We start from the raw sequence: 25,366 nt of genomic DNA, 5'->3' as shown, positions 1-25,366 counted from the left end.
AGCTTGAAAAACTACTTGTATCATAGAGAATAAATATAGCTAACACGGAATTCACATCTTGTTGTTTAAGCTCAAACTTTCAAGTGGTGAATATATAGTCTACGCATATGAGTATTGTTATCGCAGGTGCTTCAGGTGGAATAGGACGAGCACTTTTTGAGTTGTTAAATAAGCAGGCTCAGAAGAAGGTATTTTGTATTAGCCGACAACGTCTAAGGGATTGTGATTTACAGGCTGACTTATCTGAATCAAGTCAAATCAAATTGATTCAGGAGTTTTTAAGTCATATTCAACCCACAGAGGTTTATTGTTGTGCTGGTGTTTTACATGAAAATGGTTATATGCCTGAAAAGAGCTTAAGCCAAATTCATGATGAATGGGTTTATAAGTCGTTATCACAAAACGTTATGACACATGTTCATCTAGCGCAAGCCTTAGCACCTATTTTGAACAAAAACTATGATTTAAAATGGCTATCATTATCAGCCAAAGTTGGAATTATTGAAGATAATGCCTTAGGTGGGTGGTACAGTTATCGAATGACCAAAACAGCATTAAATATGTTTATTAAAAATTTAAGTATCGAATGGTCACGTAAATCGTCTAACATTATTGTCGCAAGCGTGCATCCTGGAACGACTGATTCAGCATTATCCAAGCCATTTCAGCGCAATATTTCACCAGAAAAACTGTATAGCGCTGAACAAACAGCTGAACGATTGATAACAATTATGCAGAATTTAACAGCACATCAAAATGGAAAGCTTTTAAATTGGGATGGGCAGCTGTTACCGTATTAATTAAATGAAACTAATCTTGAAAAGTATCAATTCGCCCAAATTGATTTGTTAAACTATCGTTTAAATTTTATCAAAGAGTGTACTTGTGAGCGAAAATCAACCTTTCGATTTAGTGACAAATTACCAACCTGCGGGTGATCAACCACAGGCAATTGAAAAATTAGTCAAAGGAATTGACCAAGGTTTTCGTAATCAGTTGCTACTTGGGGTAACGGGGTCGGGGAAGACCTATACCATGGCAAATGTGATTGCTCAGACGCAGCGACCAACCATTATCATGGCGCATAATAAAACGTTAGCCGCACAACTCTATGGTGAATTTAAAGCATTTTTCCCGAACAATGCAGTTGAGTATTTCGTTAGTTATTACGATTATTATCAACCTGAAGCCTATGTACCTTCTTCAGATACCTTCATCGAAAAAGACTCAGCGATCAATGATCACATTGATCAGATGCGACTTTCTGCAACGCGTGCGTTGTTAGAGCGTCGAGATGCCATTATCGTTGCATCAGTTTCAGCGATTTATGGCTTGGGTGATCCAAATGCCTATATGCAAATGCTGTTGCATATTGTACAAGGCGATCGAGTGAGCCGAGATGAGATCATTCGCCGTCTCGTTGAAATGCAATATACGCGTAATGAATTAGAATTCTTACGTGGTACATATCGTATCCGTGGTGAAATTATTGATATTTTCCCAGCAGAATCGGATAAAGATGCCATTCGGGTAGAGTTGTTTGACGATGAAGTTGATTCGATTCGTTGGTTTGATCCATTGACGGGGAAATTAGTACGGAAAGTTCCGCGTGTGACGATTTATCCAAAAAGCCACTATGTCACGCCGAAAGACCATTTGACTCGTGCGATTGATACCATTAAAGATGAACTCAAAGATCAACTTAAATTTTTTAAAGACAATGACAAATTGCTCGAAGCACAGCGTATTGAGCAACGTACCCGTTATGACTTAGAAATGATGCAGCAATTGGGGTATACCAATGGCATTGAAAACTATTCACGTCATTTATCTGGGCGTTCGGCTGGAGAAGCGCCTCCAACCTTATTTGATTATATTCCTGAAGATGCGTTATTGATTATTGATGAATCGCATGTAACCGTTCCTCAAATTGGGGCGATGTACAAAGGTGACCGCTCGCGTAAAGAAAATTTGGTGAATTATGGATTCCGTTTACCAAGTGCATTGGATAACCGTCCAATGAAGTTTGAAGAGTGGGAACGTATTGTCCCAACAACCGTATTTGTCAGTGCAACACCTGCGCAATATGAGTTGGAAAAGTCAGAGCAAGTGGTAGAGCAGGTGGTTCGTCCAACGGGATTGATTGATCCTGAAATTGAAGTAAGACCTGTACTGACCCAAGTCGATGATGTGCTATCAGAAATTAATATTCGTAAGCAGTTGAATGAACGTGTTCTTGTGACGACGTTGACCAAACGTATGGCTGAGGATTTAACATCATATCTCAAAGAGTATGGGGTTAAAGTTGCTTATCTACATTCCGATATTGATACGGTCGAGCGTGTCAAAATTATTCATGAGTTACGTACAGGTGTACATGATGTTTTGGTAGGAATTAACTTACTGCGTGAAGGTTTGGACATGCCAGAAGTATCTCTAGTTGCAATTTTGGATGCGGATAAAGAAGGTTTCTTGCGCTCAGAACGGTCATTGATTCAAACGATTGGGCGTGCAGCGCGTAATGTGAAAGGTAAGGCCATTTTATATGCTGATCGCATTACAGACTCTATGCGTAAAGCGATGGATGAGACTGAGCGCCGTCGTAATAAGCAAATTGAGTTTAATGAACTTCATGGAATTACACCACGCAGTGCAGTTCGCCAAACAATTAAAGAAATTGATACGGGCGAAGTGCTGACCGATGATGAAATCGATGAAAAAGTGCTTGAGCAAGCTCAGTCAATTAGTGCTGATGAACAACATTTGCTTTCTGATCCAAAGTTATTTGCAAAACATATTGCTAAGTTGGAAAAGGAAATGTTGAAAGCATCGAAAGAGCTACAATTTGAGCAAGCAGCGCGACTTCGTGATGAAATCGTGCGTTTAAAAGCACATATGTTGCAGTCTTAAATAAGTTGAGAAATCCTCAAAAGTGATACATATCGCAACAGTTTTTGTTTATAAATTAGGCTATGTTTCTAAGTTAAGTATATGACTATTTATAACAAATTTCTGCTTTGAGGATTTCTGATGCCCTTTATTAAAAATTTTCCAAAAGCGAGTTGGCGTTTAGCAAAAATTGCAGTGGGTGGAGCTGTTTTAACTGGATTGGCTGTAGCAACAATCTCTTATGCACAAGCCAAACCTTTACCAACCGTTGAGAAAGTCGAGTTAGATAAATATTTGGGTGTTTGGTACGAAGTTGCTCGCAAGCCGATGTATTTCGAACGTAAGTGTGCGTATAACGTTTCAGCAACGTATACCGTAAATGAAAATGGCAATATTGTTGTCGATAATAAATGCTATGACGTTGATGGAAATCTTCAGCAAAGTCTTGGTGAAGCATTTGTCGTGAATGCACCCTTTAATACTAAATTAAGCGTAAGTTTCCTACCTGAAGGTGTTCGTTGGATTCCTGTTGGGCGAGGGGATTACTGGATTTTAAAACTTGATGAAGATTATCAGACAGTATTAGTCGGAGAGCCGAAGCGAAAATATTTATGGGTGCTTTCACGAACACCAAATCCGAAAAAAGAAGTGATTCATGAATATCTAAATTATGCCAAGTCCCTTGGCTATGAGATTAATGATATTATTTACCCTGAACATCGCTAGAAACAGCACTTTATTTTTAAACCATGCGCTTGCATGGTTTTTTATTTCTCATATAGTGGATTAATCAAGTTTTTCTTGAACCACTTTTCTATCCAGAGGTCAAAATGTTTAAGGGAATTGCGTATTCAGTTTTGGCTTCTGTGACCTTTGGTGTTCTTTATTTTTATACCCAATTTTTAGGTGCATTGGATAGTGAGCAAACCTTTGGTTGGCGTATCATTGCGACCTTGCCATTTTTAACTCTATTTATGTGGTTGAGTGGTGATTTGGTTCATATCAAAACTATTTTCCAAAGAGTATTAGCAAAGCCGAGTTTACTCCTCTTGTTAATACTAACCTCGGTTCTAACCTCTGCGCAATTATGGCTTTTTTTATGGGGGCCGATGCATGGTAGGGGATTGCAGGTTTCGCTTGGTTATTTTCTATTACCTCTTGTACTGGTGCTCGCTGGAAGTGTTTTATATGGAGAAAAACTTTCTAAGTTACAGTGTTTGGCTGTGTTACTCGCAGTGTTTGGTGTAGGACACGAAATGTGGCGTTTGGGGAGTATTGCGTGGGAAACGGCTTTGGTCGCAATAGGTTATGCAGCTTATTTTGTGATTCGAAAAAAAATCAATACTGATAATTTAGGTGGATTTTGGTGGGATCTTATATTGATTTTACCTATTGCAATTTATTTGACACAAACAGGTATCACACCTTATTTGAAGTTTTTTGACCATCCAGGTTTAACCTTTATCGTCATGGGCTTAGGCGCATTAAGTGCGATTGGTTTGGGATGTTATCTTTTAGCAAGTCGATACTTACCACTGATTATTTTTGGGTTGTTGGGATATTTAGAGCCAGTTTTATTAGCATTAGTGTCTTTAATGCTAGGAGAAAAAATAGGTGCAGAAGAATGGCTTACTTATATACCGATTTGGTTAGCCGTCTTGGTTTTAGTGATCGAAGGGGCGATACATCTGTATCAACAAAGACTACGTAAACAACATTTGGAATTGAATTTACAACAATATTCAAAACGGCTGAGTGACAATCAGCAAGATTAATATGAGTCTAGTTTTGAACTAAAGACCTTTAAACTTCGCATATAAGTAGTACATTAGGTTAATGGTGAGAAACATTAAAATACGTCCATATTCCTTAGGCAGACAACCAACCTCACCGTTGCAGTTGAAAAAGGGATCACCAATCCAAGAAATAGGAAAATAGACAATATTTGTGAGTAGCAGTCCAAATAATCCGATAAAGCCCATAGAGACTTCACAGGCGAGAGGAATGCTAATGAGTAATAACCATATTTTAAAATTCATTTTTACCTTGAGTTAGTTAAGTGTTGTAATGAGTTGAAATATAATTTTTATTATTATATTTCATTAGGTTGGTTTTATTCGATTGGTGATTTTAATTTTTGATCCTACTGTTTGTTGTAGTTATTAGGATCGTGTAAAGGATAACTATATTTATCAGTAGCTTCATCATCCGTATGAGTAAAAATCAACTCAAGCGGGTCATGAAAATGAATATTCACCAAAATTCACAAAAATAATTATAGGTATTTTATGAATTTATAGTCAATTAGTACAAAATCTTAGCTCGTTTAGCAGCTTTTGATTCAATCTTGATGATAATTCTATTACAATAATGGCGTTTTAAAAATTCACGCCCAGTATATATAAATTAGAGGACGTAACTGTGAGCAAAGAAACTATCGTTGCCCTACACGCAGAACACCAAGGTCGTTGGAAAAACCGTGAAGAAATCGCGGAACGTATGATTACATTAATTGGTCAATTGTACCGTGAGAAAAACATCGTGGTTTCTGTTTACGGTCGTTCTTTAATTAACCGTTCAGTAATCCAAATTTTAAAAACTCACCGTCGTACTCGTATGCTTGATGTTGAGCTTTCAGTTGTAAATACGTTCCCTATTTTAGAAGCGTTAATGAAAGTTGAAAACATTGGTTCAGCTGAAGTTGATATCGGCAAACTTGCTGTTGAATACAAGAACCAAGGTGGCGATGTTGATGCATTTGTTGCACAAGCTGTTGCTCCAATCCAAGGTAACTCAACTGCTGCTGAGCCTAAAGATGTTGTTCTTTACGGTTTTGGTCGTATCGGTCGTATCTTAGCGCGCTTAATCATCAGCCAATCTGGTTTGGGTCGTGGTTTAAGCCTTAAAGCAATCGTTGTGCGTAAATCATCTGATGGTGACTTAGCTAAGCGTGCTTCGTTATTACGTCGTGACTCTATTCACGGTACTTTCGACGGTACGATCTCTGTTGATGAAGAAAACGAAGCGATCATCGCAAATGGTCAATTCATCAAAGTAATTTACGCTTCTAGCCCAAGCGAAGTAGATTACACGGCATATGGCATTGATAATGCACTTCTTATCGACAACACTGGTAAATGGCGTGATGTTGATGGTTTAGCTCAGCATTTACAATGTGCTGGCGTTGCTCGCGTTGTGTTGACTGCACCTGGTAAGGGTGACATGAAGAACGTTGTATTTGGTGTGAACCAAGCTGACATCTTAGATGAAGACAAAATCATCTCTGCTGCAAGCTGTACAACAAATGCAATTACACCTGTATTAAAAGTTTTAGATGACAAATACAAAGTGTTAAATGGTCATGTTGAAACAGTTCATTCATTTACAAATGACCAGAACTTAATCGACAACTACCATAAAGCAGATCGTCGCGGTCGTGCTGCAACATTGAACATGGTTATTACTGAAACTGGTGCGGCAAAAGCAGTTGCAAAAGCATTACCAGCACTTAAAGGTAAGTTAACTGGTAACTCAGTACGTGTTCCAACACCAAACGTTTCTCTTGCTATCTTGAACTTAACTTTAGACAAAGAAGTTGATCGTGAAGAAGTGAACGAATACATTCGTCAAATTTCGATTAACTCTAAGTTACAAGGTCAAATTGGTTATACCAACTCAACAGAAGTTGTATCGAGCGACTTTATCGGTTCTCGTACAGCGGGTGTATTTGATGCACAAGCAACAATCACTTCTGGTAACCGTTTAACTGCGTATGTTTGGTACGATAACGAAGTTGGTTATAGCTGCCAAGTATTACGTATCGCTGAACAAATGTGTGGCGTAAGCTATGCAAAAGTTCCTGCTGAAACAAATGCATAATATTTGTTAGCAAAGCTATACAATAAAAGCCCAGTTTAAACTGGGCTTTTTTATTGACTGTACAGAATCTATGCAGATTAAAACATAAAAATCGATGAGAATAACCACAAAGGGAAATGATTTGTTAGGAATACTTCATTGTTGCAGTTTAAACGTGTGCTGGCGATTTTTGGCCTAATTATTGTTGCTAACCTGTGTGGTGTTTATATTGCCATGTGGGTATTTAAACATTTTAATATTTATATCCCACTCAAAAATCAAGATGTTGCGATTGATTTACAAGAGCCATTACAAGTTCGTGTAAAAGTGAAAGATGCATTAAATGTCGATGTGGATGGCCGCGTGGATGCAAAAATTCCAATAGATGAGCAACTGAATGTTCCGTTGACACAAACATTAACACCACGGGTGTATTTTGATAATTTGGTGCCGATCAGCACCACAATTCCTGTCAATGAAACGATTAAGGTTAATCAAAGTCTGCCAATCGATACAAAAGTCCAAGTTAAAATTTTAGGTAAAGATGTCACTTTACCCTTGAAAGGGTCTATTCCTTTGCAACTGGATGTGCCGATTAATATCCAAGTTCCTTTAAATCAAAAAGTTCATTTAAAATTTGATGCGCCAGTTCGTACTGTTTTAAAAGAAAACTTAAATATCCCATTAAAAGCACAACTTAATGCCAATATTCCTATTCAAGGCAAATTAAATGTACCTATTACATCTGAGCTAAATGCATCGGTTGACGTAAAAAATACGCTTCCAGTTAAAATTGCTGAAGGGAAGTTGAAAATTCCACTTTCAACGATGTATTTGGATCGAGTTAAAACTCAACCTGTAGATGAGCCTGCAAAACCTCGTGACGTAAAAATAGGTGAATAATGGATATCACCAAATCGATTAAAAGCTTCGTCATCAGTTTTGTAATACTCACAACGTTAGTTGCAATCTTGTTTTGGTTGTATTTGAACATACAAGCATCTTTGATTGTTTCTGCACAACAGGCGGATATCCGCCTGCCTGAATCATTGGCTACACAAATTCAGGTGGGTGATCATTTACGAGTAAAATCACAGGGTCAACTCAATACAACCTTGGATATTGATCGAACTCTACAACTTCCTTTGAAAGGTAAATATTTAGCGGATTTAAGTTTTGAAGTAGAAACACCGATTACCGTAAATATTAACTATGAAACGATGCTCAAAGTTGATCAGGTCATGCCTGTTGAAACGAGTACTGACTTAATTTACCAAAATAAATTATTACCGAAATTTCCATTAAAACTAAATGTACCCGTAAAGCTCGACATTCCGTTTCAATTGAAGCGGACTTATACCGTTCCTGTAAAAATCGTATTTAGTGGACCTGTTCATTTTGGTTTTGATGAATCAGTAAATTTACCTGTGAAACATCAGTTTAAACCAAGCTTTTATATGAATGATGCGGTGAATATGACTAATATCTCATCTTTTAATGCCACGATGTTTAACTCAGTTCAGCAAACTAAAGCAAATTTAGATATGCAGATGGAGTTGCCATTGAAGAATGTGAAACCTTAATAGGAATAAAAATCTTTTTTAATGTTTGATACGTATTTGCTGATTATTCTATTCGAGAAATTTATTAAAATGTGGCAAAATAGTCCGCTTTTAAGATTTCAGAGGATTGGCACATGCGCTTTGTTGATGAAGCAGTCATAACCGTAGAGGCTGGCGACGGTGGCAATGGCGTAGCCAGTTTTCGCCGTGAAAAATTTGTCCCTTTTGGTGGTCCAGATGGTGGTGATGGTGGACGTGGCGGAAGTATTTATATTCAAGCCGATGATGACACTAGCACGCTCGTAGACTACCGATATACGCGTCGATTCCGCGCTGAACGTGGTAAAAATGGTTCAGGTGCGAATTGTTCTGGTCGTGGCGGTGAAGATGTCATTTTAAAAGTACCTGTAGGTACGACCATTGTTGATACAGAATCAGGCGATATTATTGGTGACTTGGTTGCTGATGGTCAACGTGTGAAAGTTGCTAATGGTGGTGATGGTGGTTTAGGAAACACACACTTTAAATCATCGACTAACCGTGCTCCACGTAAATGTACCCATGGTATCAAAGGTGAATACCGTGAAGTACGTTTAGAACTTAAAGTACTTGCTGATGTCGGCTTACTCGGTATGCCAAATGCGGGTAAATCAACATTTATTCGTGCAGTCAGTGCGGCAAAACCGAAAGTTGCTGATTATCCATTTACGACAATGGTGCCAAACTTAGGTGTGGTCGATGCTGATCGCCATCGTTCGTTTGTAATGGCTGATATTCCAGGCTTGATCGAAGGTGCAGCAGAGGGTGCAGGTCTAGGGATTCGTTTCCTTAAACACTTGGCTCGTACACGTATTCTTTTGCATATTGTTGATGTTCAACCAATTGATGGTTCTGACCCAGCACACAATGCAAGAGCAATTTTAGGTGAGTTATTAAAATTCTCTCCGACATTGGCAAAACTTCCTGTGGTTCTTGTATTAAATAAGCTTGATCAAATTCCTGAAGAGTCAAGAGAAGAGTGGTGTCAGCACATTCTTGATGAGTTGCAATGGACTGGTCCAGTATTCAAAACTTCTGGTCTTATGTCAGAAGGAACCAAGGATGTGGTTTATTACTTAATGGATCAAATTGAACAACAACGTGAACGCGAAGTTGAAGATCCAGAGTACGCGGCAGAGATTAAAGCATTCCGTGAGCAGCTTGAAGCTGAGACACGTGAACAAACCATCGCAGCAAAAGAAGCATATCGTGCAATGCGTAAAGCTCAGCGTGAAGCTGACTTTGACGATGATGAAGACTTTGATGACGATGAAGATGATGGCGGCGTAGAAAGCATCTACGTTCGTGACTAGTAAACCGAGGAAGAAATGATAGAAGTGGTCGATGGGCAACGTCAGCTCAATGCGTGTAAACGAATCGTTGTTAAAATCGGATCATCTTTACTTACTGCAAATGGGCAAGGTCTAGATCTAAATGCAATTTCGCATTGGGCGAAACAAATTGCTGATCTACACAATGCTGGACATGAGATTATTTTAGTGTCTTCAGGCGCAGTAGCAGAAGGGATGGTACGCATGAAGCTTGCGAGTCGACCCACCGATCTACCCAGTTTGCAAGCTTGTGCAGCCATCGGACAGATGGGTTTGATTCATACTTGGTCTAGTGTATTAGAGCAGCATGGTATCCAAACAGCACAAGTCTTATTGACGCACGATGATCTTGCTGATCGTCGTCGTTATCTGAACTCATGTGATGCCTTACAAAATTTGATTGATTGGCGTGTTATTCCTGTCATCAATGAAAATGATACTGTTTCTACAGATGAAATTCGATTTGGTGATAATGATACGTTAGCAGCTATGGTTGCGGGTCAAGTTCATGCAGAGTTGTTGATTATTTTAACTGATCAACAGGGTATGTTTGATTCTGATCCAAGAAGTAATCCAAATGCGAAGTTGTTCTCCGCTGTTCGTGCCTTAGATGACACTCTGTTTGAAATGGCGGGTGGTGGCGGTGTGCTTGGTCGTGGCGGTATGGTAACCAAAGTCCGTGCTGCACGATTGGCTGCAAAGTCTGGCTGTCCGACGCTAATCGCAAGCGGTGAAAGTGATAATGTTTTAGCTCGTCTAATGGCGGGTGAAATGTTAGGCACTTTATTCACCACGGATAATGATCGTGTTACAGCGCATCAGCAATGGTTGGCAGCACATCTACAAACTGCTGGTCGTTTAGTGATTGACGATGGGGCAGTTGAGGCAATTAAGCTCAAACATCGTAGTTTATTGCCTGTCGGTGTGAAAGACATTCAAGGGCATTTTGCGCGTGGTGACGTGGTTGAATGTATTGATCAGCGTGGTAGTCGTGTCGCTGTTGGTCGAGTTAATTTTAGTTCAACTTCAGCCGAGCGAATCAAAGGTTTATCTTCTGAAAAAGTCTATCAAGTTTTAGGTGAAGCACGTTCTTTAGAAATGATTCACCGCGATCATATGGCGATTTATTAAATTGCTGAAAAGAAAAAAGCTCGCATTCAGCGAGCTTTTTTTATATTTCACTCATGTTTTCCCAAATCTTGAGTGCCTGTGGTTTTAATTTTGGTAAAGCTTTTTCTTCGCCTACCATATATGGATAATCTGCAATCGATAACATTTCTAAATCTTCTTCGCTATTGCCATAGGCATAGATAAATTGATAATCAGATAGTTGATATTGCTGCATGATTCGGAGCTTTTTTTGCTCACAGCTACAATCTTCTGATCGATAAAAGCCTGTTAATAATCCATTTTTATATTCTGTTTTAGTGCAAATTAATTCAATATTTAAATATTTGCAGATATGAGTTAAATAAAGATCAATTGATGCCGAAACTAAAACAACTCTGTCTCCACGTTGTTGGTGGCGTTTTAGCTGATGCAGCAAATCAGGATCAAGTTTTTTAATTAATTTTTGCGCATATTCTTGGGCTAGTTTATCCACAAAATCTAAAGGTATATCTTTAAACATGCTTTGATATAAACGTGGTCTCATCGCATGTGCTGGATATAGCTTTAAATAATAGGCTTGAATCCAAGGGAGGATTTTCAGCCCATTTTTTACAATATGACGTTTTGAAAGGGTATAGAAAATAAACCCAGTAAAGCTGTCTTTGGGATAAAGTGTTCCATCGAAATCAAATAAAGCAAGATTTATAGTTTTATTCGTTTCGCTCTTTGCATGCATGATTCATATCTTCCATTTACACGGCTAGCAAACCAATTTGTATTGTAGTCACGGCTTAATTTAGGCCCTGAAATGACGACTTGCGGCATCACCGCATACATTGGTTCTTTATTGGTTTTATTCTGATAAAGTTTTTGTAGAGCTAAATAAGTTTGCGTATCTTCAAATTTCTTTTCCTTTTCTTTTTTCAAGTCAGAGCGAATTTGTCTTGGTGTAACGAGCACGTTGTTTTGTGCAAATGCAGCGATTAGCTCTTTTTCAGTTTGGCTTTGTGTTGCTTTGATGCCGCCGTCTTTGTTGTACAGTAATAAGTCACCATCCAAACTAATTTCAGTATCCGTGAGTGCATTTAACATAGACTGAAACGCAGCATTACGGCTGGAATACATGCCTGAGTTATAATCAGCAAAACGATAGATTGCTTTGTCGTAATCTGCTGGGTATTCCATCAGGCGATGAATACCATAATATAAGCCGCCATATTGGGTATAAAGATCATTACGCAATTCAGCAATGTTTCCACTTTGGCGTTTATGTTCTTTTGCGTAGTTAATATGGACTTGCATAGAACCCAGAGTGGTAATTGGATTCATCTTTTCGCCAATGTCTTGACCAACCAGCTTAGCTGCACCTGTGAGTGCACTCACATGATAGTGCTGAGACATGTAGTCAAAAATTTCACGATAAAGTAGATCAAGTTCGCGCTCAGTTTTTACTTTACGCATTTGGCTCATGTAATTATTTTCTGGTGTTGGTTGGTTTTTGAGAACATCTTCAAAATAACCAGCAACAGTTCCCCCAATCATTTCGCCTAATTTTGCTTCAAACTTTTCATTTAAGCGTGTGTTGATCTCTTGAACAGCTTTTTCACCTAAACCTGGAACTGTTGGATCAGCAACAAAGTTCGACTCTTGGTCAACCACAGCAACAATACTGCATACATTTTGTTTGGTTTTTGGAATTTTGAGTTGTTCCATAATGTCGAAGATGTCCTGTGACCAAGACTGACGACCATGAACGCGAGGTGGAATGACTTTCTGAATTTGTTCAGCTTCCATTTCAGGTTCTTTATTATTTGACCACCATGAACTATCTCCACAAGCCACTAAACTGATACAAGCAGTAAGCATGCTAAGTGTTTTGATGAATGGACGAGCAGAAGAGGGTTTGTTCATAATCTGGACAGCACCGCATAAAAAGATGAGCTGAATGGGCGAATGAAGTATACTATGTTGATCAGAATTTGTAAGAAAATATATGTATATTGGTTCATATCAACTGTCAAATAATTTGATTGTTGCTCCAATGGCAGGTGTTACTGACCGTCCATTTCGCTCGTTATGTAAATACTTTGGTGCTGGTCATGCGGTTAGTGAAATGATGACTGCGGACAAAACCTTGCGTATGAGTAAAAAGAGCCTATATCGGGCAAATTTTGATGGTGAACTTGCACCTATATCAGCACAAATAGCGGGTTCTGATCCTGAACAACTTGCTGAAGCCGCACGTTATCAAGTTGCAAATGGTGCCCAAATTGTTGATATCAATATGGGATGTCCTGCCAAGAAAGTTTGTAATAAGCTTGCAGGATCTGCGTTGTTACAAGATGAAGATTTAGTCGCTCGAATTTTAGATACGGTTGTTGCAGCTGTTGATGTCCCTGTAACGTTAAAAACGCGGTTAGGTTTTTTAAACGGACATGAAAATATTCTACGAGTCGCAAAGCGTGCAGAACAGGCAGGTATTGCCGCATTAGCTTTGCATGGCCGTACTCGTGAAGACATGTATTTAAATACCGCGCGTTATGAGTTAATCAAACAGGTTAAAGAAACGATTCATATTCCTTTAATTGCGAATGGCGATATTGATAGTCCTGAAAAAGCTAAATATGTTTTAGATTACACGGGTGCAGATGCCATTATGATTGGGCGCGCAGCGCAGGGACGACCTTGGATTTTCCGAGAAATTGCACATTATTTGAAAACAGGTGAGCATTTAGCTGCACCAGATATTGCTGAAGTGAAAGATGTTTTGTTAGGCCATTTGGCTGAGTTATATCAGTTTTATGGTGAATATTCTGGATGTCGTATTGCACGTAAACATATTGCTTGGTACACCAAGGGCTTGCGTTCTAGCAATGAGTTTCGCCAAAGTATGTATAAAGTTGAGAGTACAGTCGATCAGGCTAAAGTTGTTGAGGCTTACTTTGATCAGTTGCTTGATCAAGGTCAACGTATGAGTGATGTACAAGTTGAGCAAGTTAACTTATTAGAAATTAAATAATCTATTTTTATTTATCATTAAAAAAGCCTGCAATTTTGATTGCAGGCTTTTTTCTTACTCTAAGTGAGAGGTAATTTTCTGCAAAATTTGCAGGATCACATCAAACTCACTTTGGAGTGGGGTACTTTTCCGTGTTACCAATGCCAATGTACGGCTTGGTGCATCTTCAATCGATTTCACAGCAATATCTTCATTGAAATGAATCATACTGTTTTTTAGTGCAATTTCTGGAAGTAGGGTAAAGCCTAAATCAGAAGACACCATTTCAACGAGGGTTGGAAGCGAACTTGCTTTTAAGCGATGATCATTTTTACGTTCGCCAACAGGACATGCACTTAGCGCGTGATCACGTAAACAATGACCTTCTTCAAGTAACATCAAACGCGTTAAATCAAGATCATCGAGCGAATTGGCATTTGCTGCATTCGTGTCTTTTTTATTGTAAACAAGAAATAAATGTTCTTTGGCAATTTCTTCAACTTTCAAACTACGTGTATCAAAAGGGAGCGCAAGAACGATCATATCTAAATTACCGTGTTCAAGCTTTTCTACAATCTTTTCACTTTGTGCTTCATGTAGATGTAATTGAATTTTAGGTAACTGTTGATGAACTTCATCAAGAAGCTGAGTCAGAATAAATGGTGCAATCGTTGGAATAATCCCAAGATGCAAATCACCTGTGAGAGGTTCGCTCATCTCTCGACTCAAACGCATTAAGTCTTGAGCATCCGCAAGTAATACGCGTGCTCGAGCTACAACTTGCTCACCGAGTGGGGTTAAGCGGACGTTTTGACGATCACGTTCAACTAGGACGCCACCTAATAGACGCTCTAACTCCATAATGCCGCCCGATAACGTCGATTGGGTGACAAATGAACGGCGCGCTGCTTCAGTAAAATGTAAAGTTTCTGACAACGTAACTAAATATGATAGCTGTCTTAATGAGGGTAATGCAGCCATAGTGTCCTAGTGTGATGATCTAAAATGATGAGCAAACAAACCGCTAAGTTGTGGAATGAAATGAGCAGGAATATCATGCCCCATTCCTTGAATTAATTCAAACTTAGCACCAGAAATCGCTTTTGCAACCGCTTTCCCGTGACTCGGCGGTAACAATCGGTCTTTAGAGCCATGTACCACCAAGGTCGGTTGAATAATATTCTTGTTCAATGGTAATAATGAACCTGTACATAATATTGCTAAAAACTGTTGAAGTACACCCGCTGGATAAAAACTACGGCGATATAATTTGCGAATAGTTTGAATTGCTTCTACTTGGTTCACATAACCAGGAGAGCCAATGATGTGAAATACTTTTAAACTATGATTTACAATTGAATCTTCATCATGCGCTTCAGGCTTACCCAATAAGCTAAATAACTGCTTAGGAAACGGAGGAGGGAGTAAGGGTTGGTTATTGCTTGTAAATAACAGACCTATTTTTTCTACTTTTTCTGGATATTTTGCAGCAACGATTTGAGAAATCATCCCACCCATTGAAGCACCTAGAATATAGGTTTTTTCTAGGCCAAGCTGATCAATTAACATGGCAACATCATCTGCCATGTCATACAGTGTATAAGGTGCACCTTGATTCGCAAGACCAAACATAAAGCGACTCATTAATTTCATGGTATTGAGTCTTTGACCTTTATGGCGAACTTTTGAAGATAAGCCGATATCACGGTTATCAAAGCGAATAACGCGAAAACCTTGATCAATTAACGATTTACAAAAGAAATCTGGCCAAAACAGCATCTGAGCACCTAAACCCATAATCAATAAGATTGTTGGATGTTCAGGATTTCCACCCATTTCTACATGTAATTCAATGCCATTACCCAAGGTAACTTTAGTTTCTTGCATAAATGGAGCATATGGTGACACGTTGAATTGTAGGGCACTGTTCATGGCATTCATTCCAAGTTGAATTATTTTTATAAACAATATTTAGAGAGTTTATTGGAAGTCATTTTACAATAAACTCTCGTATTTAAACCTTAAATTTGAGCAGGAATCAAGTCAGGTACAAGTTTGGTCAACGTTAAACGTTGTTTCCCTGCCGTTGCCCCTAACAGAACAAAACCTCTCAATGTACCAGCAGCATCAGCCGCTTTCGCAATCATACCATCATCAAATTCTTCAGTTTCCCAGTTAACATCTACATCTAATGGTGCTGGTAGAACGGTTAATGGTGCCGCTGGTGTTTTCACTGCAACTGGCATAGCAGGGTAGTGTACAGCGGTACTTTGTCCGCTAAGTGTTTTTGCTAATGCTCGTGCTTGTTGCATGATTGGCATCACAAATGGAAGTAATGTTCCATTGACTTCAGCACAGTCACCAACTGCATAGATATCAGGTTGATTGGTTTCTAATAGCGTATTAGTAATGATGCCGCGGCTAGTTTGAATATCTGCTGATTTTGCTAATGCTGTATTTGGTTGTAAACCAATGGCTGAAAGTACGATATCTGCAACTAAAGTTTGACCGTTTGCCAATGTTACAGCGTAGTCTTCACCATCATTAATTTTAGTTACTTTTTCAACTGTTGTAGAAAGGGCAAATTTAATGCCTGCTTGTTCTAAGTTGGTTTGAAATGCCTCTGCAACGTGGTTTGGTAATAAACGACCTAATGGTTGTGGTGCTAAGTCAATGACAGTCACATCATAGTCACTATGCAATAAATCATTGGCAAATTCGCAACCAATTAAACCAGCACCTAAAATAACGACACGCTTATCTTTACGTTTTGCAAGATTTTCTCGGAAAGCACGATAGTCAATCAATGAGTTCACAACATGAATATCATCACTGCCATCACCCGCAATCGCAAGACGAATTGGGTTAGCGCCTACAGCCAAAACAAGTTTTGAATAGGGTTGAGTGATTGTCTCACCATTTTTTTCTAATATCAGCTCATGGCTTTCAGCTTTGATTTCTTTTACCCACGTTTCTGCTTCGATACGCATATTTAACTGGGTTGCCATTTTTGCTGAGTCACCTAAAGCAATTTGTTCAGGCGCTTTATTTCCGGCAAAAGCATTGGATAATGTTGGTTTTGCATAATTTACCGCATCATCCGCACAGATCATAACAAGTTCTTGTTCAGGGCTGAGTTTGCGAAATTCTCTTGCAACGGTATAACCAGCCATACCTGATCCGATAATGACGATAGGATGCATGATATTCTCCAATATTTTTCCATTAATAAAACAAATGATAAGAAAAAAGACCATGATCATTATCATGGTCTTTTAGAATGATTTAGATTTCGACCATTTCAAAATCAGCTTTTGAAACGCCGCAATCTGGGCAAGTCCAATCATCAGGGATATCTTCCCATTTAGTACCTGCTGCAATGCCGTCTTGTGGCCAACCTTCTGCTTCGTCGTAAATCCACCCACAAACGATACATTGATATTTTTTCATGTGACTCTCCAAACTGATAGGTATGCTCAAGTTGCCTTTCAGTAAAACTATTCCATAATGTCGTTATGATCGCAGCAATAGAACTAACTTGTGTTGATCAGGAGTTAGATTTTTACGCAGAACGACATTTAAGTAAAGCAAATGCAAGAGTTTAATCATTTATGTAAAAAGTGATATGGCAATTTCAGCTGAAACTCTTGTTATTTGAGCAATTACTCTAATTTTTTGTAAAATAATTTTTGCTATATCTTAAAAAAATCAGTAAACGTATAGATATAGTATGAATAAAAAATAAACATTTGAAACTGTATTATCATGGGGTATTAGAATAATTAAGGAATGTAATACATGGAAACTTTATCTTTTAATATAAAAATCTATGCCTCCAGACAGAAAGTTTGGGATGTTTTATGGACACCTGAGAGCTATGAAACTTGGACAAAATTTTTTGCTTGCAACTCGACGATGCAATCAGACTGGAAAGAAGGTGGAATAACTTATTTCTATAGTGGAGAAGGTGATGGGATGATTTCGACGATAGAAAGCTTAAACGAACCACAAGAAGTGATATTCAAACATTTGGGAATGATCAAAGACGGTAAAGAGGATACTGAAAGTGATGAGGTTAAAGCTTGGTCAGGAGCTTTGGAAAAGTATTTATTATTCGATTTGGATGGTATTACACAACTTCATGTTGAAGTTGATATACAGCCTGAATATGCAGAATTTATAAATAAATGCTTTGATCAAGGGCTTGCCATGGTTAAGCATTTGGCTGAAAAATAATAAAGAGTCTGTTAATTTTTGATGGAGTAAAACGAGCCTATAACCTTTGGGAGTTGATAATGATTTGTTTTTTTTCTCAATTGTCTAGCTGAAACGATACGAAAATCGGTTGTTATCTGCTATCCTATGCGACTTCATTTTTACTTAGCTCGAGGCAGAGATGACGCAACAAAACGCTCAATCGACTTCTGAACAAACTCTTTCCGAAAACGATTTAATCGCACAGCGTCATGCCAAATTAAAGCAAATCCAAGAGACTGCCAAACAAAACGGCAAGAGTCCTTGGCCAAATACATTTAAGCGTGAGCATTATACTGCTGACCTACAAGAACAATTTAAAGATCAAGACAAAGCACAAATCGAAGGTGCTGAAAAAGTTTATGTAAAAGTTGCTGGTCGTGTCATGCTCAACCGTGGATCATTTATTGTGATCCAAGATATGACAGGTCGTATTCAACTTTATGTAGACCGTAAGGGTTTACCAGCTGATGTTTTAGAAACGATCAAAAGTTTAGATCTTGGTGATATTATTGCTGCTGAAGGTTATATTGGCCGTTCAGGTAAAGGTGACTTATATGTCCACCTTGAAGGCTTTGAACTTTTGACAAAGTCTCTACGTCCTTTACCAGATAAGTTTCATGGTTTAACGGATACTGAAGCGAAGTACCGTAAACGCTATTTAGATTTAATCGTAAACGAAGAAACAAGAAAGACATTTGAAATTCGTGCTCAAGTTGTGGCGGGGATTCGTGCATTTTTAAGTAATGAGCGTTTCATGGAAGTTGAAACGCCAATGATGCATGTGATTCCTGGTGGTGCTTCAGCAAAACCATTCGTAACCCATCACAATGCATTAGATATGGAGCTTTACTTGCGTATTGCACCTGAGCTTTATTTGAAGCGTTTAGTGGTTGGTGGTTTTGAGCGTGTTTTTGAAATTAACCGTAACTTCCGTAATGAAGGTGTTTCAACGCGCCATAATCCTGAATTTACGATGATTGAATTCTACCAAGCGTATGCTGATTATAAAGATTTGATGGCATTGACTGAAAATATGCTTGAGAAACTTGCTGTAGATATCTTAGGTTCAACAGATGTACCTTATGGTGATGAAGTTTATAGCTTCAAAGGCCCATTCAAGAAGATCTCGATGTTTGATGCGATTCTTGAACATAACCCTGATTTCACACCTGAAAATGTAAATGATCGTGAGTTCTTGGCTAAATTTACTCAAGACGTATTAAAAGAGCAGGTTAAGCCGGGCTTTGGTTTAGGTAAATTACAAACGATCGTGTTTGAAGAAACAGTTGAGACGAAACTCCGTCAACCAACATTCATTACTGAATACCCTGCGGAAACTTCACCACTTGCACGTCGTAATGATGATAATCCGCATATTACGGATCGTTTTGAATTCTTCATTGGTGGCCGAGAGTTGGCAAATGGCTTCTCGGAATTAAATGATCCAATTGATCAAGCTGAACGATTCCAAGCTCAAGTCGCAGAAAAAGATGCAGGCGACGATGAAGCAATGCATTATGATGCTGACTTTATTGAAGCGCTTGAATATGGCTTACCGCCAACAGCGGGTGAGGGTATTGGTATTGATCGTTTAGTGATGCTTTTTGCCAATGCACCAAGTATTCGTGATGTATTGTTATTCCCTCATATGCGTCGTAAAGACTAATTTGTCGTTGTTTAACATTGAAAAAGCCACTTTTTAGAAGTGGCTTTTTTGTTTCTTAGGTTAAGAAATGTAATTGTTTGGTTTGAGGATTGAAATTCATGTTCAAAAAAACGATTATGTGCTCATAAATAAACTTGAGAACAGTTTGGATATGTTTCTAAAAAAATCGCTTTGCATCGCATTATTTGCTTCTTTTTCATCGATGATATTTGCGCAAGGTTTAGTGCTCAACGATGAAAATTTACGTACCGATTTAAACTGGTTAAATCAACAAGGTGTGATTCAAATCAGTACTTCGACTTGGCCTTTAAGTGGTGATGAAATCCAAAGAGCATTGTCTCAAGCACAAGTGAGCAATAACACGCAACAAAAGGTTGTGAATTCAGTACTCAATACCTTGCAAGCAGATAACGCAACTGTGAAAGTTGGGTTACATGCTGGAACTGATCTAAAGACAGTACCTCAAGCATTTGGCGATAATCAAAAATCTCAATACCAAGCAGCAGTTGAATTCAATGCTGGTGGTGAGAATTGGGATGCTAAGATCCGTGTCAATGGTGAAAAAGATCCACTAGTTGACAATGGGCATGATGTCAATGTTGAAGGTTCATATATCGCTGGAAAACTTTGGAATCAGTGGGTTGTTGCTGGTCAAATCCCAACTTACTGGGGTCCTGGGCATGATGGTAGCTTGATTCGTGGTGATGCAAGTCGTCCTGTTTATGGGGTGACAGTTCAGCGTGCTGTACAAAATGCCTTTGAAACAAAGTGGTTGTCTTGGATTGGACCATGGCAGTACCAAGTATTTGCTGGTCAATTAGATGACTACAAAGCTGTTCCTGATACAAAGTTAATAGGTTTACGTTTGACCGCGCAACCTTTGCCTTATCTAGAATTAGGGGCTTCCCGTGCATTTCAAATCGGTGGTGAAGGACAGCCTAATAGTTTTAAAGCTTATTGGAATGCGATGATTGGTAAAGATAATGGCTGTGATAATAGTGGGTGTACGGGTGACCAAAATGCATCAAATCAGATAGCTGGTTTTGACGGTCGTCTATTGCTTCAACCATTATTAAATGTCCCTGTAAGTTTGTATACTCAATTTGTAGGTGAAGATGAAGCAGGAGGATTACCTGCTAAATATATGTATCTAGGCGGTGCAGATTTTTCTTCTAGCTATAAAAATATGCCATATCAACTTTATGCTGAGTGGGCTGATACCCGTACTAACGGAAAAGCTCAAGGTATTTCCTATAACCATCATCAATATACGGATGGTTATTATCAGCATGGTTTCCCGTTAGGACATGCGATGGGTGGTGATGGTCAGATGTATTCTGTTGGTGGTGATATTCGTTTTGATGTAATGAATCGTCTTAGCGGAAGAGTGATGTATGCAAAAGTAAGTCAGACTCAACGAGTTGAAGATAATAATGCTGCATTCCCACAAGCAGATACAATTAAAGGTTTAGATGTTACGTGGACACATTATTTAAAACCTACGATTCCATTGAAAATTAATGGTTGGGTAAGTGACTCGGATGTAAATGGCAATGATGGCGGTGTTTCTGTCGGTGTTGAAATTCCATTAGAACGTAATATGTTCCGATTCTAAGATATGAATAAAAAAGAAGCCTGAAGGCTTCTTTTTTATTGTCTTAAATCATGTGAAATAAGATGTAAATTTTATCTCATCATAAAGATGCATATCATAATTTTGCATATTTATATGAAAAAACAAGCTAAAGAAGTCCGTCTAAATTATTATAATGAATAACCTTTACTGGATTATTCATTAACTTCTAGTAAGAACATTGATATCACGAAAAATTGGAGTTGTTATGGCACTCGTTCCTCCACACGGTCTTCCAAGTGGTGGTGTAAGACCACTTATAGATTTTATGGGTAACATGAATAAAGGAGGAAGCCTACATGACTGAAAATAGATTAACTCACCTCAAACAACTTGAGGCAGAAAGTATTCACATCATTCGTGAAGTAGCAGCTGAGTTTGAAAATCCAGTAATGCTTTACTCAATCGGTAAAGATTCTGCGGTCATGTTACATCTTGCATTAAAAGCATTCTATCCAGCAAAACTTCCATTTCCTTTATTGCATGTTGATACAGGTTGGAAGTTCAAAGACATGATTGCATTTCGTGACAACATGGCGAAAACACATGGCTTTGATTTGATCGTACATCAAAATGTTGAAGGCCGCGAAGCGGGTATTAATCCATTTGATCATGGTAGCTCTAAATATACAGATATCATGAAAACACAAGGCTTAAAGCAAGCTTTGGACAAATATCAGTTTGATGCTGCATTTGGTGGTGCTCGTCGTGATGAAGAAAAATCACGTGCTAAAGAACGTGTTTATTCATTCCGTGATAGCAAACACCGTTGGGATCCTAAAAATCAGCGACCAGAACTTTGGAATCTTTATAACGGTAAAGTAAACAAAGGCGAAAGTATTCGTGTATTCCCTTTGTCTAACTGGACTGAGTTAGATATTTGGCAGTATATCTATTTAGAAAATATTCAAATTGTCCCTCTTTATTTCTCTGCTGTACGTCCAGTGGTTGAGCGTAGCGGTACGTTGATCATGGTAGATGATGAACGTATGCGTTTGAAAGAGGGTGAAGTTCCACAAATGAAATCAGTACGTTTCCGTACTCTTGGTTGCTACCCATTAACAGGTGCAGTTGAGTCTGAAGCGGATACATTGCCTGAAATTATCCAAGAAATGCTTTTAGCAACAAGTTCAGAGCGTCAAGGTCGAATGATTGATCATGATGAGGCTGGCTCAATGGAAAAGAAAAAGCAGGAAGGTTATTTCTAATTTCCTTAAGCGAACCCCTCTTTTAAAAGAGGGAGTTAGGGAGATGAAAACCGATTTCTAAAGAATATGTGGAGTTTTGAGCAATGTCTCATCAATCAGATCTTATTAGCCAAGACATCTTGGCGTATTTAAACCAGCATGAAAATAAAGACTTATTGCGCTTTTTAACATGCGGTAATGTAGATGATGGTAAAAGTACTTTAATTGGTCGTCTTCTTTATGATTCTAAACTGATCTATGAAGATCAATTGCAAGCGGTTACCCGCGACAGTAAGAAGGTCGGTACCACTGGTGATGCACCTGACCTTGCTTTACTTGTAGATGGTTTACAAGCTGAACGTGAGCAAGGTATTACCATTGATGTTGCTTATCGTTATTTCTCAACTGAAAAGCGTAAGTTCATTATTGCTGATACACCAGGGCATGAGCAGTACACGCGTAACATGGCAACAGGCGCATCGACTGCTGATCTTGCGATTATCTTGATTGACGCGCGTTATGGTGTCCAAACACAAACACGTCGTCATTCATTTATTGCAAGCTTGTTAGGTATTAAAAATATCGTTGTTGCGATCAATAAAATGGATTTGGTCGAGTTCTCAGAAGCGCGTTTCAATGAAATTCAAGTTGAATATGATGCATTTGTGAATCAACTTGGCGATCGTCGTCCTGAAAATATTTTATTTGTTCCAATTTCTGCACTGAATGGTGATAACGTCGTTAATCCATCAGCAAGTACGCCGTGGTACAAGGGTGAAACCTTGATGAGCATTCTTGAATCAGTGGAAATTAAGCGTGAATCGAACAAACAGGAATTCCGTTTCCCTGTTCAATATGTGAACCGTCCTAACCTTGATTTCCGTGGTTTTGCTGGAACAATTGCACTAGGCGAAATTCGTGTTGGCGATGAAATCGTTGCATTACCATCAGGCAAGAAATCAACAGTAAAAGAAATTGTTACTTTTGATGGAAATCTTGAACAAGCTGCTGCGGGTCAAGCTGTTACCTTAACGCTCAATGATGAAATTGATATTTCTCGCGGCAACGTACTTGTGCGTGCTGGTGAGCAACCTTTGATTTCACGTAGTGTGCGTGCTTCAGTGGTTTGGATGAATGAGCATCCTTTAGTAAAAGGGAAGTTGTACAACGTAAAAATTGGTACGCAAACGGTTCCTGCTAAAGTCACTGCGATTAATTTTCGAGTCAATGTTAATACACTTGAGCACACTCAGGTTGAAGAACTTGAACTGAATGCGATTGCTGATGTTGTGGTTGAGTTCGATGCACCAGTTGTATTCGACCGATATCAAGACAGTCGTTACACAGGCTCATTTATCTTTATTGATCGTTTAAGCAACGTGACTGTCGGTGCCGGTATGGTTGAAGCAGCAGTAGAATGGACTGCACACAGTAATCCTGTGACTGCGGAAGATCGTGCTGCTCGTTTAGGGCAAAAGCCTGCGGTGATTGGTGTGTCTGCATCGTTGATCGAGAAAGCTCAAGCTTTAGAAAGCTTATTGATTCAACAAGGTGTGGTTGCGATTGCAAAAGCCAATTTAACGGCTGAGCAAATTGCATTGTTACGTGAAACAGGTGTAGTGATTATTACCACAACTGTTGAAGGTACAGATACGGAAATTACCGCTGAAACGGTTGATGAAGCCGCTGAAAAAGTGGTGGAATTGGTCCGTCTTTAATTGATTGAGTCAATTGAAAAAAACCCGCTTAGGCGGGTTTTTTATTGTATTGTGTATACTTTATATTTTTATATAACTATATTCCTAGTAGATGAAACTTGAAACCCTTAATAAAAATGCTGAATTCTATATCGCTTCACTAGCTCTAGGAGTTTTAGAGGGAATGAGACAGGGAATTCTTTCTCCTGAAGCTGGAATATGGTTTTTAGCAAGGCCAAGCTTTTCTAATGAAGTCTTAAAATCCAAAATGATTTCTGATGATTTGAAATATGTAATCGCATGTTTTGATGAGATTGATGTTTTATCTAGCTTTGACGGTGGAGAGATAAAGCAACAGCAAATGATTGATGAACTGAAACAGAGATGCCTAAGTTGTTTGCAGGGAATTGATTATAAAAATATTGATATGAAAATGACATCATCAATAAATGATGAAGATGATTTATAGATTATGTCTGATTGTTCCGCTCATCAAGAAGCTGGAACAATCAAAAAAATTAAAAAATATTTTGGGTTTTCTGAATCAAATACTCTTTTATATCTTTAGGATAATCTTGAATCATCTTCAAAAAAAATTCTCGATCACCTTGATACAAAGCGCGTGTTGCTTCTTCATAATTCGGCATATCGCCTAACATTGCAGACATAAAGCGATCAGTGGCTTGTTTTGCCAGCATCTTATTGCTTTCAGAGTTTGGATCATCCAGTTCTTTATCGATCAGTTTGCGAATAATCGCAGAAGCACTGGCACTCTGCTGGTCTAGCCAATCCCAGTGCTTTTTCTGTAAGGTGATTTCTCGAGAAATTACCCCAAGTTTCGGGCGTCCAACTTTTTTAGTTGGTTCAGGTTCAGCATATCGCTCACGAATTTCTTGTTCAGAGCCAGTGTAATCAAAATCAATTTGCCTGCCATTTTGATCATTAAAAATCAAAATATTTTCAGTCGTTTCTTGAAGTTGTTTAATCTTTAAGATGAGTTCCATCATTTCACCACTTGCAAGATAGCGATCACCTGAAAAAGCGGTATAGGTTGTTGAACTATTCATATTCTAAAAATCTAATTTTATACGGGTAAAATAATATTATCAGGGTAAAAATATTTTTGCAAATCCTACTGT

24 protein-coding genes are annotated in these 25,366 nt (G+C 38.5%); 16 read left to right on the top strand and 8 right to left on the bottom strand.

The features are described 5' to 3' along the window. Window positions 1-107 precede the first annotated feature (107 nt). The 4 genes from IO68_RS17995 (at window position 108) to rarD (ending at window position 4,664) form a co-directional block, all read left to right on the top strand. A complete protein-coding gene (locus IO68_RS17995) occupies window positions 108-800 on the top strand; it encodes an SDR family NAD(P)-dependent oxidoreductase (RefSeq protein WP_023012404.1) in 693 nt (230 codons plus the stop codon). A gap of 85 nt (window positions 801-885) precedes the next feature. Further along, window positions 886-2,910, top strand: a complete 2,025-nt coding sequence (uvrB, locus tag IO68_RS17990) for an excinuclease ABC subunit UvrB (RefSeq protein WP_023012403.1) — start codon at window positions 886-888, stop codon at window positions 2,908-2,910. 120 nt (window positions 2,911-3,030) lie between these two features. Beyond that, entirely contained in the window at window positions 3,031-3,615 is a 585-nt protein-coding gene (locus IO68_RS17985) for a lipocalin family protein (RefSeq protein WP_007479933.1), read from the top strand. A 104-nt stretch (window positions 3,616-3,719) separates the two neighbouring features. Further along, window positions 3,720-4,664: an EamA family transporter RarD gene (gene rarD, locus IO68_RS17980; protein WP_023012402.1), complete on the top strand. Its 945-nt coding sequence runs from the start codon at window positions 3,720-3,722 to the stop codon at window positions 4,662-4,664. 18 nt (window positions 4,665-4,682) lie between these two features. Here the strand turns inward: rarD and IO68_RS17975 are convergent, their stop codons facing one another. Continuing rightward, window positions 4,683-4,928 (bottom strand): hypothetical protein, encoded by a 246-nt coding sequence (locus IO68_RS17975; RefSeq protein WP_023012401.1) that lies wholly within the window; start codon window positions 4,926-4,928, stop codon window positions 4,683-4,685. A gap of 382 nt (window positions 4,929-5,310) precedes the next feature. Here IO68_RS17975 and IO68_RS17970 point away from each other — a divergent pair, with 382 nt between their 5' ends. The 5 genes from IO68_RS17970 to proB all read left to right on the top strand — a co-directional run bounded on the left by IO68_RS17970 (window position 5,311) and on the right by proB (window position 10,810). After that, entirely contained in the window at window positions 5,311-6,768 is a 1,458-nt protein-coding gene (locus tag IO68_RS17970; RefSeq protein ID WP_004880721.1) for a glyceraldehyde-3-phosphate dehydrogenase, read from the top strand. 138 nt (window positions 6,769-6,906) lie between these two features. After that, window positions 6,907-7,650 carry a hypothetical protein gene (locus IO68_RS17965; protein WP_023012400.1) on the top strand — a complete coding sequence of 248 codons (744 nt, stop codon included), beginning with the start codon at window positions 6,907-6,909 and terminating at the stop codon, window positions 7,648-7,650. Next, window positions 7,650-8,330, top strand: a complete 681-nt coding sequence (locus IO68_RS17960; protein ID WP_004880717.1) for a hypothetical protein — start codon at window positions 7,650-7,652, stop codon at window positions 8,328-8,330. The genes IO68_RS17965 and IO68_RS17960 overlap by 1 nt, the downstream gene beginning before the upstream one ends. A gap of 113 nt (window positions 8,331-8,443) precedes the next feature. Further along, complete coding sequence (gene cgtA, locus IO68_RS17955) at window positions 8,444-9,661, top strand: Obg family GTPase CgtA (protein WP_007479946.1); 1,218 nt, start codon at window positions 8,444-8,446, stop codon at window positions 9,659-9,661. Window positions 9,662-9,676: 15 nt separating this feature from the next. Further along, complete coding sequence (proB, locus tag IO68_RS17950) at window positions 9,677-10,810, top strand: glutamate 5-kinase (RefSeq protein WP_004880712.1); 1,134 nt, start codon at window positions 9,677-9,679, stop codon at window positions 10,808-10,810. Between the two features lie 40 nt (window positions 10,811-10,850). Here proB and IO68_RS17945 read toward each other — a convergent pair whose 3' ends face one another. Both IO68_RS17945 and IO68_RS17940 read right to left on the bottom strand, forming a co-directional pair. Then, window positions 10,851-11,525 (bottom strand): HAD family hydrolase, encoded by a 675-nt coding sequence (locus IO68_RS17945; protein WP_023012399.1) that lies wholly within the window; start codon window positions 11,523-11,525, stop codon window positions 10,851-10,853. Further along, the gene (locus tag IO68_RS17940; RefSeq protein ID WP_004880705.1) at window positions 11,492-12,700 is read right to left on the bottom strand and encodes a DUF1615 domain-containing protein; all 1,209 of its coding nucleotides are present in this window, start codon (window positions 12,698-12,700) and stop codon (window positions 11,492-11,494) included. Before IO68_RS17940 ends, IO68_RS17945 begins: the two co-directional genes overlap by 34 nt. A gap of 82 nt (window positions 12,701-12,782) precedes the next feature. Between IO68_RS17940 and dusB the strand changes: the two genes are divergently transcribed. Next, window positions 12,783-13,808 (top strand): tRNA dihydrouridine synthase DusB, encoded by a 1,026-nt coding sequence (gene dusB / locus IO68_RS17935; RefSeq protein ID WP_004880703.1) that lies wholly within the window; start codon window positions 12,783-12,785, stop codon window positions 13,806-13,808. A gap of 54 nt (window positions 13,809-13,862) precedes the next feature. Here dusB and oxyR read toward each other — a convergent pair whose 3' ends face one another. The 4 genes from oxyR to rubA form a co-directional block, all read right to left on the bottom strand. Further along, on the bottom strand, window positions 13,863-14,768 hold the full coding sequence (oxyR, locus tag IO68_RS17930; RefSeq protein ID WP_004880701.1) for a LysR family transcriptional regulator OxyR: 906 nt from the start codon (window positions 14,766-14,768) through the stop codon (window positions 13,863-13,865). A 6-nt stretch (window positions 14,769-14,774) separates the two neighbouring features. Then, the gene (gene estB / locus IO68_RS17925) at window positions 14,775-15,719 is read right to left on the bottom strand and encodes an esterase EstB (protein WP_004880698.1); all 945 of its coding nucleotides are present in this window, start codon (window positions 15,717-15,719) and stop codon (window positions 14,775-14,777) included. 89 nt (window positions 15,720-15,808) lie between these two features. Next, a complete protein-coding gene (gene rubB, locus IO68_RS17920) occupies window positions 15,809-16,990 on the bottom strand; it encodes a rubredoxin reductase RubB (protein WP_004880696.1) in 1,182 nt (393 codons plus the stop codon). A gap of 82 nt (window positions 16,991-17,072) precedes the next feature. Further along, window positions 17,073-17,237: a rubredoxin RubA gene (rubA, locus tag IO68_RS17915; protein WP_004678010.1), complete on the bottom strand. Its 165-nt coding sequence runs from the start codon at window positions 17,235-17,237 to the stop codon at window positions 17,073-17,075. Window positions 17,238-17,585: 348 nt separating this feature from the next. Between rubA and IO68_RS17910 the strand changes: the two genes are divergently transcribed. From IO68_RS17910 to IO68_RS17885, 6 genes are all read left to right on the top strand, one after another. Then, a complete protein-coding gene (locus IO68_RS17910; RefSeq protein WP_023012398.1) occupies window positions 17,586-18,023 on the top strand; it encodes an SRPBCC family protein in 438 nt (145 codons plus the stop codon). Between the two features lie 160 nt (window positions 18,024-18,183). After that, complete coding sequence (lysS, locus tag IO68_RS17905; RefSeq protein WP_023012397.1) at window positions 18,184-19,710, top strand: lysine--tRNA ligase; 1,527 nt, start codon at window positions 18,184-18,186, stop codon at window positions 19,708-19,710. A 151-nt stretch (window positions 19,711-19,861) separates the two neighbouring features. After that, a complete protein-coding gene (locus IO68_RS17900; protein ID WP_023012396.1) occupies window positions 19,862-21,325 on the top strand; it encodes a capsule assembly Wzi family protein in 1,464 nt (487 codons plus the stop codon). Window positions 21,326-21,642: 317 nt separating this feature from the next. Continuing rightward, the gene (gene cysD, locus IO68_RS17895) at window positions 21,643-22,551 is read left to right on the top strand and encodes a sulfate adenylyltransferase subunit CysD (RefSeq protein WP_004880687.1); all 909 of its coding nucleotides are present in this window, start codon (window positions 21,643-21,645) and stop codon (window positions 22,549-22,551) included. A gap of 83 nt (window positions 22,552-22,634) precedes the next feature. Continuing rightward, on the top strand, window positions 22,635-24,248 hold the full coding sequence (gene cysN, locus IO68_RS17890) for a sulfate adenylyltransferase subunit CysN (protein WP_023012395.1): 1,614 nt from the start codon (window positions 22,635-22,637) through the stop codon (window positions 24,246-24,248). Window positions 24,249-24,339: 91 nt separating this feature from the next. Further along, a complete protein-coding gene (locus IO68_RS17885; protein ID WP_023012394.1) occupies window positions 24,340-24,696 on the top strand; it encodes a hypothetical protein in 357 nt (118 codons plus the stop codon). A gap of 49 nt (window positions 24,697-24,745) precedes the next feature. On the opposite strand, the gene IO68_RS17880 is transcribed toward IO68_RS17885, so the two are convergent. Further along, entirely contained in the window at window positions 24,746-25,294 is a 549-nt protein-coding gene (locus IO68_RS17880) for a DUF2239 family protein (RefSeq protein WP_023012393.1), read from the bottom strand. Window positions 25,295-25,366: the final 72 nt, after the last annotated feature.

Origin of the sequence: Acinetobacter sp. COS3, from assembly GCF_000475335.1 — a bacterium.
Lineage (GTDB): Bacteria > Pseudomonadota > Gammaproteobacteria > Pseudomonadales > Moraxellaceae > Acinetobacter > Acinetobacter venetianus.
This window is presented reverse-complemented; position numbering and strand designations above follow the sequence as displayed.

What these genes read in the sequence shown, in the direction of transcription:
- IO68_RS17995 (WP_023012404.1), top strand. Translation starts at nt 108, where the DNA reads ATGAGTATTGTTATCGCAGGTGCTTCAGGTGGAATAGGACGAGCACTT.
- IO68_RS17985 (WP_007479933.1), top strand. Translation starts at nt 3,031, where the DNA reads ATGCCCTTTATTAAAAATTTTCCAAAAGCGAGTTGGCGTTTAGCAAAA.
- rarD (WP_023012402.1), top strand. Translation starts at nt 3,720, where the DNA reads ATGTTTAAGGGAATTGCGTATTCAGTTTTGGCTTCTGTGACCTTTGGT.
- IO68_RS17975 (WP_023012401.1), bottom strand. Translation starts at nt 4,928, where the DNA reads ATGAATTTTAAAATATGGTTATTACTCATTAGCATTCCTCTCGCCTGT.
- IO68_RS17960 (WP_004880717.1), top strand. Translation starts at nt 7,650, where the DNA reads ATGGATATCACCAAATCGATTAAAAGCTTCGTCATCAGTTTTGTAATA.
- cgtA (WP_007479946.1), top strand. Translation starts at nt 8,444, where the DNA reads ATGCGCTTTGTTGATGAAGCAGTCATAACCGTAGAGGCTGGCGACGGT.
- proB (WP_004880712.1), top strand. Translation starts at nt 9,677, where the DNA reads ATGATAGAAGTGGTCGATGGGCAACGTCAGCTCAATGCGTGTAAACGA.
- IO68_RS17945 (WP_023012399.1), bottom strand. Translation starts at nt 11,525, where the DNA reads ATGCATGCAAAGAGCGAAACGAATAAAACTATAAATCTTGCTTTATTT.
- IO68_RS17940 (WP_004880705.1), bottom strand. Translation starts at nt 12,700, where the DNA reads ATGAACAAACCCTCTTCTGCTCGTCCATTCATCAAAACACTTAGCATG.
- dusB (WP_004880703.1), top strand. Translation starts at nt 12,783, where the DNA reads ATGTATATTGGTTCATATCAACTGTCAAATAATTTGATTGTTGCTCCA.
- oxyR (WP_004880701.1), bottom strand. Translation starts at nt 14,768, where the DNA reads ATGGCTGCATTACCCTCATTAAGACAGCTATCATATTTAGTTACGTTG.
- estB (WP_004880698.1), bottom strand. Translation starts at nt 15,719, where the DNA reads ATGAACAGTGCCCTACAATTCAACGTGTCACCATATGCTCCATTTATG.
- rubB (WP_004880696.1), bottom strand. Translation starts at nt 16,990, where the DNA reads ATGCATCCTATCGTCATTATCGGATCAGGTATGGCTGGTTATACCGTT.
- rubA (WP_004678010.1), bottom strand. Translation starts at nt 17,237, where the DNA reads ATGAAAAAATATCAATGTATCGTTTGTGGGTGGATTTACGACGAAGCA.
- IO68_RS17910 (WP_023012398.1), top strand. Translation starts at nt 17,586, where the DNA reads ATGGAAACTTTATCTTTTAATATAAAAATCTATGCCTCCAGACAGAAA.
- lysS (WP_023012397.1), top strand. Translation starts at nt 18,184, where the DNA reads ATGACGCAACAAAACGCTCAATCGACTTCTGAACAAACTCTTTCCGAA.
- IO68_RS17900 (WP_023012396.1), top strand. Translation starts at nt 19,862, where the DNA reads ATGTTTCTAAAAAAATCGCTTTGCATCGCATTATTTGCTTCTTTTTCA.
- cysD (WP_004880687.1), top strand. Translation starts at nt 21,643, where the DNA reads ATGACTGAAAATAGATTAACTCACCTCAAACAACTTGAGGCAGAAAGT.
- cysN (WP_023012395.1), top strand. Translation starts at nt 22,635, where the DNA reads ATGTCTCATCAATCAGATCTTATTAGCCAAGACATCTTGGCGTATTTA.
- IO68_RS17885 (WP_023012394.1), top strand. Translation starts at nt 24,340, where the DNA reads ATGAAACTTGAAACCCTTAATAAAAATGCTGAATTCTATATCGCTTCA.
- IO68_RS17880 (WP_023012393.1), bottom strand. Translation starts at nt 25,294, where the DNA reads ATGAATAGTTCAACAACCTATACCGCTTTTTCAGGTGATCGCTATCTT.